Here is a 12,434-nt window from a genome sequence, read left to right on the forward strand (position 1 = left end):
CATGAAAAATATAGTTAAAAAGACTTCCACGCTTTTACTTCTAGGACTCCTGGTGGGGGCTTCTACCAGTTGTGATGATTTTCTGGACCTAAACCCTAAGGATACCAGAACCGAGGAAAACTTCTACAGAACCCAGGCAGATGCCACAGAAGCGTTGATAGGCGTGTATGATGTGTTGCAATGGAACACCGTAGCCGGTTTCCACCCAACCCCTATGATCGCCGATATCCTGTCTGATGACACCTACTCTGCCGGTCAGCCCAGCTCAGAGCCCAACCTCTTGCAGATGGACCGTCACCAGATCCTGACCACCAACGGGGAGGTATATGGCCTTTGGCGGAAACACTACATTGGTATTTCCAGAGCCAATACTCTTCTGAGCCGCATTGAGGGCATTGATGCATCAGATGAATTCAAAAGAAGAACCATTGCCGAGGCTAAGTTCCTGAGAGCCCACTTCTACCTAGACCTGGTTCGTCTGTTTGAAAACGTTCCGTTGATTTTAACGCCACAGTCGCCAAGCGAGTACAACCAGCCACAGGCAACACCTAAGGCGGTATTTGATCAGATTGCCTTAGACTTGACTGAGGCCATGCCAGATCTGCCGGCGTCCAACTTACGTGCCAGCATGGGCCGTGCCACCAGATGGGCGGCAAAGGCCTTGTTAGCCAAAGCGTACCTGTTCCACAAAGGCGTGTACAACCAGGAGTTACAAGCTGGCAGCACCGCTATCACTGCTCCGGTAGCCTTGCAGCACCTGAACGACATCATCACTTCCAGTGGACATGATCTCCTTCCTAACTACGCGGCCAATTTCACCAGAGCCAATGAGTTCAGCATTGAGTCTGTGTGGGAAATCTCTTACTCAGACGAGAACCCTTGGTGGGACTGGGGCTATGTACAAGGCGGCGAAGGCAATACGCAGCCACAACAGCAAGGCCCGCGTATCAAGAACACCGCCGTTGAAAACTACCTCGCGGGCTGGAGCACCAGCACACCTACCCAGGAACTGTACGATGCCTTTGAAGCCAATGATCCTCGCCGCGATGCTACCATCCTGGCAGAAACAGAACTGGTAGGCGGAAAAGAAAACCTGAACATCGGGTACCAGCACACCGGCTACTTCAGTCAGAAGTATACTACCGCAAAGGAATATGCGCCTTCGGCTGGTCAGTTGGAGTTGAACTGGGGAAATAACTACCGGGCCATCCGTTTCTCAGATGTGCTGTTGATGGCTTCTGAGCTAATGGTAATGACTGGTACTGGCGACGCGCAGGCACCGTTGACCCGCGTGAGAGCCAGAGTGGGCCTAAGTCCGGTTCCAGCCACCCTAGACAACATTTTCCGGGAGCGCCGGGTAGAATTGGCCTTGGAGGGTCACCGCTACTGGGATCTGCTGCGCCGCGGAACCGCTGTTGCCGCTAGTGCCATCACGGTTAACAAAACCACCTTGCCAGAGAACTACGAAGGTGTTACCAGTGATTTCAACATTCAGTTCAATGCTGCCAGAAGAGGCTTCCTGCCGGTACCGCAAAGTGAGATAGACCTTTCCGCGGGAGTACTCAGACCAAATGCAGGGTATTAATTTTCATCTTAACTAATCATGAACATGAAGAAGTATATCTCCTATATCACACTCCTGTTTCTGGCCTCTTTTGTGTGGACAGGCTGCGAACTGGAGGATCCCGAGCTAGGGACTCCCCCTACCGCAGAACAGGTAACCTTTACCCAAACTCCTGATGCCGCCAATCCTAACATTATTAATTTCAGAAGCACTGCTCCTGGGTTCAAAGCTATCTGGGATTTTGGGAATGGCACCACGGGCGAAGGCACTGACGTAACGGCTTCTTATCCGTTGGCCGGGACTTACACGGTGAAGTTGACCATCTACACCAGCGGTGGTTCTTCCACCAACACCCAAACGGTGAACATCGCCCGCACCAATCCTGCCATGCTGAACCGCGAGGACTACAACTTCCTGACCGGCGGAGCAAACCAGTTAGAAGGCAAGACCTGGGTCATTGACAAGGCTGCTGGCGGACACCTGGGTATTGGTCCTATGACAGGCACCACTCCGGAATGGTACCAGGCTGCTCCTAATGAAAAAGCCTCTGAAGGGTATTATGACGATGAGATGACGTTTAAATTAGGCAACACCTTGTCTTATACCTATGCTAACAACGGCACCACCTTTACAAATGGCGCCAATGCGGCCGGTATTGGGGGTACAACCAGCGCCGATGACTACACCGTCAACTATGTGCCCCCAACCAACCTTGCCTGGAGCATCACAGAAGAAGGCAGCAAAAAATACCTGACCATCTCCAACGGTGGGTTCATTGGGTACTACACCGGCGTTTCCAAGTACGAGATTCTGTCTCTCACCGAGAATGAGATGTACCTGCGAAGCGGCAGTGCGGCCAACGCAGAACATGCCTGGTACCAGAAACTGATTCGCAAGGGTTACACCGTACCTAAGCCGCCAAAGGAGTATAAAGCCGTGAACATCAGCGACAATTTCGATGATCCGGGCAACTTCACTTGGCGCCTGGAGAACATCCTCTTTAACGAAAGCTTTGACAACCCCGCGCAGGTAGCCTCTAACCCGTCTGCCAAAGTGGGTCGGTACACCCGTCAAGCAGGTCAGGCCAATGAATTCGGAAACGCTTACATTCAGTTCACGCACAACCTGGACCTTACCCAGCGCAACGTCTTCAAGGTGAAAGTATTTGTACCTTCTTACAACGACTACACCACCATGGGCGGAGCCGAAGACTGGTCAGCGGTAAAAACCCTTCAAAAACAACTTTCCGTGAAACTGCTGAATTCAGAACTGGGAGGCAATGCTTGGCAAACCCAGGCCGAAATCATTCAGCAGGTAACCCAAACTGACCAATGGGTGGAGTTGACTTTCGACTTTAAAGCGCATGCCGGCAGAAAGGACTTCGACAAGATTGTGGTCCAGTTTGGCGGTGAGGCTCACTTCAATCCGGGCATTTTCTACCTAGACGATTTCCGTCTGATGCCTTAATGTTTCATGAGGAATTAGGCCCAAGGCAATCTGTTTTGGGCCTATTTTCTTTGAATCTCCTTTAAAATGCAGAAACTACATTATCTGGCACTTATCCTCTGCCTGGCCCTTGGGTTACCGGCAGTGGCCCAGACCACTACGTTCAATGAGTTGGTCTGGAGCGATGAATTTGAGGGCGAAGGCGCTCCAAACCCGACCTGGTGGGGCTATGACCTGGGCAACGGCGACAACGGCTGGGGCAATCGCGAATTACAGTCTTACACCAATCAACTGGCCAACGTACGCCAATCAGGCGGAAATCTGGTGATAGAAGCCATCAAACAGAATGGCAACTGGACCTCGGCCCGGGTGAAAACACAGGGCAAGTTTCGTTTCACCTATGGCCGGATAGAATTCAGAGCCAAACTGGCTGGTGGCGTGGGCACCTGGCCCGCCCTGTGGATGCTGGGCGAAAGCGTTTCTACCAAAGGCTGGCCTGCCTGCGGCGAGATTGACGTGATGGAGTACATTGACCGGAAACCCGGCGTGGTGCAGTGCGCCTTGCACACCCCCTCCAGTTTCGGGAATACCCAGAACGTGGGGCTCACTCCGGTACCAGACGCCACCACAGCTTTTCACACGTATGCCGCAGAATGGACTGAAAACGACATCAAGTTCTACGTGGACAACACCCTCTACTACACCTACGCCCCGGCCGTGAAAGATGCCAGAACCTGGCCTTTCACCGAAGACCAGTTCATCATCATGAACATCGCCGTAGGCGGGAACATGGGCAGCGAACCAACCTTGGAAACCAATGGCCTGAAAAACGGTATCGCCGCTAACCTGACCAACACCCGCATGGAAGTAGATTATGTACGCGTGTACCAGCAGTTCAGAGACCTGTCCTTAACTGGCCCGGCCATAGTAAGGCCATCGGCCCAGAACCTGACCTTCAAAACCAACCGGCTGGCCAACGCCACCTACACCTGGACTCTGCCAAGCGGGGCTACCATTGTCAGTGGGAACAACTCTCCTGAGGTGGTGGTCAACTGGGGTAACCGGTCTGGGCAGGTGCGGGTGCAGGTACAGCACAACGGACAGACCTACACCAAAACCATGGCGGTGAAAACCAAAATGGTCCCTAGCGGCACGTCCTTCCTGATTGAAGGATTTTCGCCCTTCCCGGCTCCCCAACTCACCCCTTCTGGGGGCACGTTTGAACTGAGCCAGGCACCCGATGCGCTTAGAATAAACTACCAGGTGAGCACGCCTGCCAACTTACCCAATGTGGTGTATGAACTGGAAAGCCCGGTAGACATGACGGGGTATCCGGTGCTGGCCGCTGCGGTCAAAACCTTCAACAAAAGCAGAACCGTTTCTATGCGGTTAGACCTCATAGATGCCGCCGGTAAGGTTACCGGCGGCAATCAGGTGTTCAGCCTAGCTCCCTTGATTGACGATGGCGAATATTACACCTACTACTTCAATTATCAGTCTCTGTTTGGAACCGGCTCTGGCCAGGTAAACCAGGAAGAGATAAACAAGATCAGGCTACTGGTTAACTATGGATTTTTAGGAAGCCCCGGAAAGGATTCTGTCTGGGTTGACCATCTCAGCGTACTGCCCTCTATCCCTACCCTACCCAACCGGGCATCTCACGCCACCGCAGCCATGGTGGCTTCCGGCGTTAAGTTAGACTGGCAAGACAATTCAAGTAATGAGCAAGGCTTCAAGGTGTACCGGTCAGGTCACAGCCACGGCGAATACGCAGAAATTGCGTCTTTGGGAGCCAACACCAGAACCTTCACCGATGCGACCGGCACCCGCACCTCCTTCTACAAAGTCCGGAGTTACCATACTGGCGGAGAGGCAGTCTTTTCCAACATCGCCACCGTGGCGGGAATCATCAGCGGATCGCAGGACGAGGTGCTGGCGCAACAAGTGCTGGTGTACCCTAACCCGGCATCAGGCAAATTCCAACTTCTGTTTCCTACTCAATTAAAGGTAACATCCGTCAAACTCTTCAATGCCACCAGTCAGGAAGTACCCGTGTTGGTTTCTTTTCACCAGGGCAGAAAGTCCGCTGCTGAAGTGCAACCAACCACTGCCTTACCAGACGGACTTTACTTTTGCCGGGTAGAAACAGAAAATGCCTCTTTTACCAAGCGCATCCTCTTACAGAACCATCTTCTTTAATCATTCATACCTCCTTCCCCCAACAGGGAGCACCGATTCATTACCCTCTTTTACCAATTTAAAACCAAACCCATGAAAAGGTTTACCACCTCCATTCTAGTACTCAGTCTTACCTTTTTCACCTTTACGTCTTCTACCCACGCGCAGAAGAAAGAGCCGGTTGAGAAGCGTATTGAAGACCTTTTAGCCAAAATGACCTTAGAAGAGAAAGTAGGTCAGCTTAATTTTGTGGTAGGCGAGTCGTTCAACACCGGTCCCACCATGCGGACCACTGAGTCTTCCAAGTTTAACGAAGCGATCAAAAAAGGTGCTATCACCGGTATCTTCAACATCCATGGCGCTGAGTATATTGGCCAATTACAGAAAGTAGCTGTAAAAGAGTCACGACTAGGCATTCCGTTGCTGATTGGCGCCGATATCATCCACGGGTTTAAAACCATTTTCCCGATTCCGCTAGGCGAATCTGCCAGCTGGGATCTAGCGGCTATTGAGAATGGGTCAAGAGTAGCGGCCATTGAATCAACCGCTGGCGGCATCAACCTCACTTTCGCCCCCATGGTAGACATCACCCGCGACTCGCGTTGGGGCCGCACTGCTGAGGGCGCCGGCGAAGACACGTATTTGGGTTCTTTGATTGCCGCTGCCCGCGTGAAAGGTTTCCAGGGCAAAGACCTGGCTGACCCGCGCACCATGGCTGCTTGCGTGAAGCACTTTGTGGCCTACGGAGCCGCTGAGGCAGGCCGGGATTACAACACCACCGATGTGTCTGAGTACCTTCTGCGTGATGTGTACCTTCCTCCGTTCAAAGCCGCTTTGGACGCTGGTTCAGCTACATTGATGTCATCGTTCAATGAACTGAACGGGGTACCAGCTACTGGCAACATGTTCACCATGCAGCAAATCCTGCGCAAAGAGTGGGGCTTCAAAGGCGCTGTCATCTCTGACTGGCAGAACATCACCGAGATGGTGAACCACGGTTACTCCAAAGACCATGCGCAAGCCGCCCAACAGGCTTTACTGGCCGGTACCGATGTAGACATGATGGGCGAAGCCTACCTGCGCTTCATCCCCGAGATGGTGAAAACCGGCAAACTAGACCAGAAAGTACTGGATGAATCGGTGCGCCGGGTGCTGTGGCTTAAGTTTACACTAGGGCTTTTTGACAAACCGTACCAATACTCAGACACCAAGCGCGAGAAAAAGGAAATCCGCTCCAAAGAGAACCTGGCCGCCGCTTTTGACATGGCCCGTAAATCCATCGTACTCCTGAAAAACCAAGGCAACGTGCTGCCGCTTACCGCCAACGCGAAAAGAATTGCCGTCATCGGGCCACTAGGCAACAACAAAGCCGACATGAACGGCACCTGGTCTTTCTTCGGGGAGGAGCAACACGCCGTGACTTTCCTGGAAGGCATCAAGAAATACGCCAAAGGCGCCGAGGTAACCTATGCCCAAGGCTGTGACCTGTATACAAATTCCACCTCCATGTTTGCCGAAGCAGTGGCCGCTGCCCAGAAAGCAGATGTGGTGATCATGGCCATTGGCGAAAGTGCCGTGATGAACGGCGAAGGCGCCTCCCGCGCTGATATTGGCTTACCCGGTGTGCAGCTTGACTTGGTGAAAGAAATCCATAAAACCGGCAAGCCGATAGTTGCCCTGGTGAGCAGCGGCCGTGCCTTGGAGTTGACCTGGCTGGACCAGAACATCCCTGCCATTCTTGCCACCTGGTCTTTGGGATCAGAAGCCGGAAATGCCGTTGCCAGCGTGCTGTACGGAGAGTACAACCCTGCCGGAAAGCTGCCTCTCTCCTTCCCCAGAGCTGTGGGCCAGATGCCGCTTTACTACAACCACAAGAGCACCGGCCGCATGTACGAAGGCAACCACACTGAGCCCGGCAGCGAGCGCGTGTACCGTTCCCGCTACCGTGATGTGCCGAACACACCACTGTATCCGTTTGGCTTCGGTTTAAGCTACACTACTTTCAGCTACGGCACGCCTCGTCTGAACAAGAGCAGCATCTCGGGCAACGAGACCTTGACCGTAACAGTAGACGTGACCAACACGGGCAAAGTAGCCGGTGAGGAAGTGGTGCAGCTGTACATCAGAGACCTGGTGGGCAGCACCGCCCGCCCCGTGAAACAATTGAAGAAGTTCCAAAAGCTTTCCTTTGCCCCCGGCGAGAAGAAAACCGTAACCTTCACCCTGAACACAGAAGATCTTTCCTTCTGGCGCCAAGACATGACTTTCGGGGCTGAGCCTGGCGACTTCAAAGTGATGGTAGGCGGAAACTCCCGCGACGTACAGGAACTGCCTTTCACCCTGACTTCGCTTTAAGGAAGACGTTTTACCGCTCCTTTTTTGAAACAAGACCAAAAACGCCCGCTTTGCAGCGGGCGTTTTTATTGATGAAGAGTTCTTGATTCCTTAAGGTTATAGCTTATAAGATTGTCGGGCCACAAGTTTCCAGTTACCACCCTGCTTTTGCCACACCTGCATTACACCCAACTTTACGCTACCCGGCTTCCCACTGTCATTGGTTTCGCCAGAAAGTTGATGCCGCACAATGGCTGTTTTGCCGCTAACCAAGATGTTCTGACCAGACAGATCCATGGTCACGAAATCTGAAGCACCGCTCACCACAGATTCTACAAAAGCCTTTTTGTCTTCAACTTTCCCGTTAGAGTGGCCGTAACTCAAGGTCTCAGAAACGATCGTCTCTAGCGCTTGCCGCTCACCCGCAATCATCGCTTTTCTCCACTGCTCCACAGCCGCGGCTACCTGTTGATCGGTTCTGGATTGGGCCGAGGCAGTGAAAACCCCAGCCAACAGGCAAATAAGCGAAAGCATAACAAGGTTCTTCATGACAGAAACGGTTTGGAAAGACAGTTCACGTCTAAAGCTACTGAATTCCTAGATTGCTTATACCGATATCGGTCACAAAACAGGCTTACTTAGCCAGTTGGCAACCCGCTTTACTCCTGTTTTGACTAAATCATGTTAAAAACAAGAAGGCGGAGTATAGTAGTCTTTAGAAGGTAAAGGGCGGTTTGTCTTGGGTTTTCCAGATGGTCTGGGCCAGGTCGTTCAAAGCCAGGCGCGCATTTCTGAAACCCTCGGCCAATAAGCCGTAAACTTGAGCTAGCTCCAATTGGTAGGCCAGCTTATGGTGAGCGGCGGTCCGGAAACTAGTACGTCCCACTTCTTCATAAAAGGAGAAATCTGGGGCCCCGCGCTGCTGACGGCGCTCAATCCAAGCCCGGAACATACCCGATAGAAAAAGGGCGTAATTCCCGATGTGCACCCGTATCAGAAAGGCTTCGGCCGCTGAGGCGGTAGCGAGGGCTTCTAGCATCTCTACAATGTAATGGAATTGATGGGGCAGTTTCTCGTGGGGGGAGTGCATGTGCTGCACCGTAGAAAAACGCCAGAGCAAGGCGCCCATGTAATCTGCCAGATCCCGGTCTTCTATCCCCTGCCGGCGCAAGGCGGTACGGGCCAGCACATAGAAATATAACTGCGGAGAAACGGTGACCTGCCCTTTCCTAGACAACAAGGCTTTGGCCAAATCCTCGTTGTCCAGCATTTCATCGCGGCACTCGGGGTCGCTTAACAACTCCACTAAACTCACCTGACTTCCCTTGCGGGATAACACCCGCGCCACAAACTCAAAATCGGTCGCCGTAAACTGGGCCCGGCAATTCGCTAATACCATGGGTCTCGCTCCTTTCCATTGGGTAAGTAACATGATTAAGATTGAATTCTAAGAAGCCCACGAGCCGCCTCAGAATTCACTTCTAAAAACGCAGTAGTATTTTAGAAAGTTATTGCCCACAGGCGAAATATGTTTTATCTGCCGTTTAACGCTTCTTTTCTGAAATTAGGCTTTAAACCGGCTTTCTCTATTTTGGGATAATTTTCCGCTCAACCCTAAACTGTAGAAGCAATCCCTTTTGATTGCCCTTTGCTGTATTACCGTAAGTAGGGGCAACCACAAGGAATTGCCCCTACCTTTTTGTTTCAGGGCTTCTTTCTTGAAAACACGTCTGAAACAAAAAGCCCTGCCGGGATATTTCGGCAGGGCTTTCATCATAAGTTTCCCTGTCTAGCCTATGGCCTGCTCCAGGTCAGCAATAAGATCTTCCACGTCTTCAATGCCCACGCTCAAGCGGATGAGCGAGTCAGACAGACCGCCTTTGAGGCGCTCTACCTGTGGGATGCTGGCGTGCGTCATGGTAGCCGGGTGTCCGCAGAGGGATTCCACGCCGCCTAAAGACTCCGCCAAGGCAAAATAATGCAGTTTCTCCAGTACCTGAATGGCATCCTCAATCCGGTCTTCTTTTAACTCAAACGAGATCATCCCCCCAAAATCGCGCATCTGCTCCCGGGCAATCTGGTGGTTCGGGTGGTTTTCAAAGCCAGGCCAGAACACCTTGCCTACTTTAGGGTGCTGGCGCAGGTACTCGGCCACGGCTTTTCCGTTCTCGCAATGACGTTGCATGCGAACGTGCAGGGTTTTCAAGCCCCGCAGCACTAGGAAGCAGTCTTGCGGACCAGGGGTACCCCCGCAGGCATTCTGAAGAAACGCAAGGCGTTCGGCAAGATCATCGTCCTGCACCACAATGGCGCCCATCACCACGTCTGAGTGACCGGCCATGTACTTGGTTAGGGAGTGCATGACAATATCGGCACCCAAATCCAGCGGGGTTTGCAGGTACGGCGTGGAGAAGGTGTTATCCACCACCAGCAGCAGGTTACGTCTTTTGCAGATCTCGGCAGCACCTTTGATGTCAATGATGTTGAGCAACGGGTTGGTAGGCGTTTCCACCCACACCATCTTGGTTTTCTCGGTTACATATTGCTCTATGGTGCTGATCTCGGCCATAGACACGAACTGGAACTTGATGCCATACTCCTGGAACACCTTGGTGAAGATGCGATACGTGCCGCCGTACAGGTCATTGGTGGCAATCACTTCATCGCCGGGCTTCAGCATTTTGATGATGCAATCGGTCGCTGCCATGCCCGAGGCAAAGCACAAACCATGCTTTCCGTTTTCCAGCGCCGCGATGGCGCTTTGCAGGGCGCTACGGGTGGGGTTGTGGGTACGGGAATATTCATAGCCGTTGTGGTCGCCGGGTGAGCGCTGCACGTAGGTAGAGGTTTGGTAAATGGGCGTCATAATGGCGCCGGTGGTAGGATCTGGCGATACGCCAGCGTGTATGGTCTTGGTTCCGAATTTCATAGAGTCTTATACGGTGGTATGGGTGCAAGTTAGAGAAATTGCCTTCAAGTTTCCAAGCAAGCCCCTGGGGCAGCCCCGGGGGCGTTTTACCCGTACTTTCCTAAAAATACCCGATATTCGGACGCTTATGTGGAAGAAACTCCTGAAACAAAATACTGGTACGCTTCTTTATTCTCTTTTACTGGTGGTCATTCCGGTTGTTGCCAGCTCAGGCCTGGCGCTCTGGCTCTACCATAACCAGGAGCTGCTCCAGTCACTTTCTCCCCTGCAGCTGGTTCTCTATTTTCTGGTGGTTTCGCTCTTCATGGCCTTTGCCATTACCCCCACCACCTTTGTGGCCCTGGCCACTGGTTTTCTTTTCGGCTGGAGTGCTTTTATAGGAGTGGTGATTTCGTACGGGGTTGCCGCTCTGATTGGCTACGCGGTTGCCCGCCTCATTGACCATGGAAAGATGACGGCTTTCCTGCACCAGTTCCCAAAAGCCGAAGGGGTGATGGATGAACTGCGGGAGCACAGCTGGAGTCTGATTATTCTGACCCGTATCTCCCCTGTCCTGCCTTTTGCGTTCATGACCTTTGTGTTGTCGTTGGTACAAGTACCCCGAGGGCGGTTTCTACTGGCCAGTATGGCCGGCATGTTGCCACGCACGTTGTTTTTCTTTTGGGTGGGCACCCAAGCGCAGGACCTGCTAGCACTCTTGAAAGACCCTAATGCCGGCACCATGGGTAAGCTTTTGCTGGGGGCTTTGGTGGTGATTTCCCTAGGAGGGCTCTATTTCCTGCTCAACCGCGCCATTAAAAAAGCCTTACACAGAAGCAGATAGCATTTTTTTAAAGTTTTTTTCACCTTAGTACTTGCGCGACACTGTAAAAGCACCTACCTTTGCATCACTAAATAACTGGTCACGTAGCTCAACTGGATAGAGCATCTGACTACGAATCAGAAGGTTTGGGGTTCGACTCCCTACGCGACCACACAGTTATTTTAAACAGCCTGTAAGACAATGTTTTACAGGCTGTTTTCTTTTAATACGTACATATACGTACAACTTTTGCTTCTCTGCTGCATTTTATCCCTTAAGAAGCTATGTCTTAGGGTGCGTAATTTTCTGCGCACCTTCCCTTAATACGCAGCATAGGGCTATGCCCCGGCAGCTTGTATTTGCTAGGTGGGGGTATAGTTTCACGATTGAAACGCTTAGGGTCAGACCGGGTGGGTCCGTATTGACCGGGTTGCTTCTTTGGGCGAGTTCAATATTGCAAGAAGTGCGCCCCCTCGAGAGCGTTATTTGTAGCACCACTTTCCGGTAAACGTGAATGGCCACTCTCTTTGATAGTCTCCCAACCCACCAACTCGTCGAAATCACTTTGTGTCACTTCTATGAAGTACTTCCATTCTGACATATGCTAGAAGTGAAGTAAGCACCAGAACCTGCGCAGACAAGGTATTTAGGCAATAGTTGAAGCAAGAATTATTTTGAAGTGAAATACTTGGTCAATTACCTAAGTGGTGCTCACTTACCCAGAAACCAGCCTAATAACCTGCCAGGTTGCAGTATCTCACGCATACCTTTCCATACACACATCCTACAGATACGATTCGAGAGTTGGCTATCTAAGCTATTAGATTATGCCTTGCTGAAAATCCTCTTGCGGTGGTTCAGCCCCCAATCTTTTAAGGCATAGATGATAGGGCTTAATGTGTCCGCGTAGGCTTCCAGCCTATAGGTGATCTTTATCGGGTAATCCTCTATGATAACTCTCTTGATTAGTTGGTGCTGCTCAAGTTCTTTCAGTTCCTTGGCCAAAACCTTGGGGGTGATACCAGGGATACTCTCTTGGATATCAGTGAAACGCTCGTTGCCAGCCCCTAAGGAGATGATGATGGAGAGCTTCCATTTGCCGTTGATCACGTCCAGCGCATCCCGCACCGGCAATACCGTGCTGAGGCAATCACTGCATGCTTTCTTTACTGCCATTTGTC

Annotated in this window: 9 protein-coding genes and 1 tRNA gene; 6 read left to right on the forward strand and 4 right to left on the reverse strand. The window is 51.9% G+C overall.

Features of this window, described 5'->3' with window-relative positions; all coding sequences use genetic code 11:
- Position 1 precedes the first annotated feature (1 nt).
- The 4 genes from ACW9SV_RS02570 (at position 2) to bglX (ending at position 7,543) form a co-directional block, all read left to right on the forward strand.
- Entirely contained in the window at positions 2-1,585 is a 1,584-nt protein-coding gene (locus tag ACW9SV_RS02570) for a RagB/SusD family nutrient uptake outer membrane protein (RefSeq protein WP_479555174.1), read from the forward strand.
- 24 nt (positions 1,586-1,609) lie between these two features.
- Positions 1,610-3,031 (forward strand): PKD domain-containing protein, encoded by a 1,422-nt coding sequence (locus ACW9SV_RS02575; RefSeq protein ID WP_479555175.1) that lies wholly within the window; start codon positions 1,610-1,612, stop codon positions 3,029-3,031.
- 66 nt (positions 3,032-3,097) lie between these two features.
- Positions 3,098-5,209 carry a family 16 glycosylhydrolase gene (locus ACW9SV_RS02580; RefSeq protein WP_479555176.1) on the forward strand — a complete coding sequence of 704 codons (2,112 nt, stop codon included), beginning with the start codon at positions 3,098-3,100 and terminating at the stop codon, positions 5,207-5,209.
- Positions 5,210-5,281: 72 nt separating this feature from the next.
- Positions 5,282-7,543: a beta-glucosidase BglX gene (gene bglX, locus ACW9SV_RS02585; protein ID WP_479555177.1), complete on the forward strand. Its 2,262-nt coding sequence runs from the start codon at positions 5,282-5,284 to the stop codon at positions 7,541-7,543.
- A gap of 96 nt (positions 7,544-7,639) precedes the next feature.
- Here bglX and ACW9SV_RS02590 read toward each other — a convergent pair whose 3' ends face one another.
- The 3 genes from ACW9SV_RS02590 to ACW9SV_RS02600 form a co-directional block, all read right to left on the reverse strand.
- Positions 7,640-8,071, reverse strand: a complete 432-nt coding sequence (locus ACW9SV_RS02590) for a nuclear transport factor 2 family protein (RefSeq protein WP_479555178.1) — start codon at positions 8,069-8,071, stop codon at positions 7,640-7,642.
- 166 nt (positions 8,072-8,237) lie between these two features.
- Positions 8,238-8,921: a hypothetical protein gene (locus tag ACW9SV_RS02595; protein WP_479555179.1), complete on the reverse strand. Its 684-nt coding sequence runs from the start codon at positions 8,919-8,921 to the stop codon at positions 8,238-8,240.
- Positions 8,922-9,311: 390 nt separating this feature from the next.
- Positions 9,312-10,451, reverse strand: a complete 1,140-nt coding sequence (locus ACW9SV_RS02600) for a cystathionine gamma-synthase (protein ID WP_479555180.1) — start codon at positions 10,449-10,451, stop codon at positions 9,312-9,314.
- 127 nt (positions 10,452-10,578) lie between these two features.
- On the opposite strand from ACW9SV_RS02600, the gene ACW9SV_RS02605 reads away from it, so the two are divergent.
- Together ACW9SV_RS02605 and ACW9SV_RS02610 are read left to right on the forward strand one after the other, a co-directional pair.
- The gene (locus tag ACW9SV_RS02605) at positions 10,579-11,274 is read left to right on the forward strand and encodes a TVP38/TMEM64 family protein (protein ID WP_479555181.1); all 696 of its coding nucleotides are present in this window, start codon (positions 10,579-10,581) and stop codon (positions 11,272-11,274) included.
- Between the two features lie 77 nt (positions 11,275-11,351).
- Positions 11,352-11,425, forward strand: a tRNA-Arg gene (locus ACW9SV_RS02610).
- 653 nt (positions 11,426-12,078) lie between these two features.
- On the opposite strand, the gene ACW9SV_RS02615 is transcribed toward ACW9SV_RS02610, so the two are convergent.
- Positions 12,079-12,429, reverse strand: a complete 351-nt coding sequence (locus tag ACW9SV_RS02615) for a winged helix-turn-helix transcriptional regulator (protein WP_479555182.1) — start codon at positions 12,427-12,429, stop codon at positions 12,079-12,081.
- Positions 12,430-12,434: the final 5 nt, after the last annotated feature.

The sequence above is a fragment of the Rufibacter sp. JT20002 genome (genome assembly GCF_056491185.1).

Excerpts from the sequence above, each read along its gene's own strand:
- ACW9SV_RS02570 (WP_479555174.1), top strand. The coding sequence starts at position 2 with ATGAAAAATATAGTTAAAAAGACTTCCACGCTTTTACTTCTAGGACTC.
- ACW9SV_RS02575 (WP_479555175.1), top strand. The coding sequence starts at position 1,610 with ATGAAGAAGTATATCTCCTATATCACACTCCTGTTTCTGGCCTCTTTT.
- ACW9SV_RS02580 (WP_479555176.1), top strand. The coding sequence starts at position 3,098 with ATGCAGAAACTACATTATCTGGCACTTATCCTCTGCCTGGCCCTTGGG.
- bglX (WP_479555177.1), top strand. The coding sequence starts at position 5,282 with ATGAAAAGGTTTACCACCTCCATTCTAGTACTCAGTCTTACCTTTTTC.
- ACW9SV_RS02590 (WP_479555178.1), bottom strand. The coding sequence starts at position 8,071 with ATGAAGAACCTTGTTATGCTTTCGCTTATTTGCCTGTTGGCTGGGGTT.
- ACW9SV_RS02595 (WP_479555179.1), bottom strand. The coding sequence starts at position 8,921 with ATGGTATTAGCGAATTGCCGGGCCCAGTTTACGGCGACCGATTTTGAG.
- ACW9SV_RS02600 (WP_479555180.1), bottom strand. The coding sequence starts at position 10,451 with ATGAAATTCGGAACCAAGACCATACACGCTGGCGTATCGCCAGATCCT.
- ACW9SV_RS02605 (WP_479555181.1), top strand. The coding sequence starts at position 10,579 with ATGTGGAAGAAACTCCTGAAACAAAATACTGGTACGCTTCTTTATTCT.
- ACW9SV_RS02615 (WP_479555182.1), bottom strand. The coding sequence starts at position 12,429 with ATGGCAGTAAAGAAAGCATGCAGTGATTGCCTCAGCACGGTATTGCCG.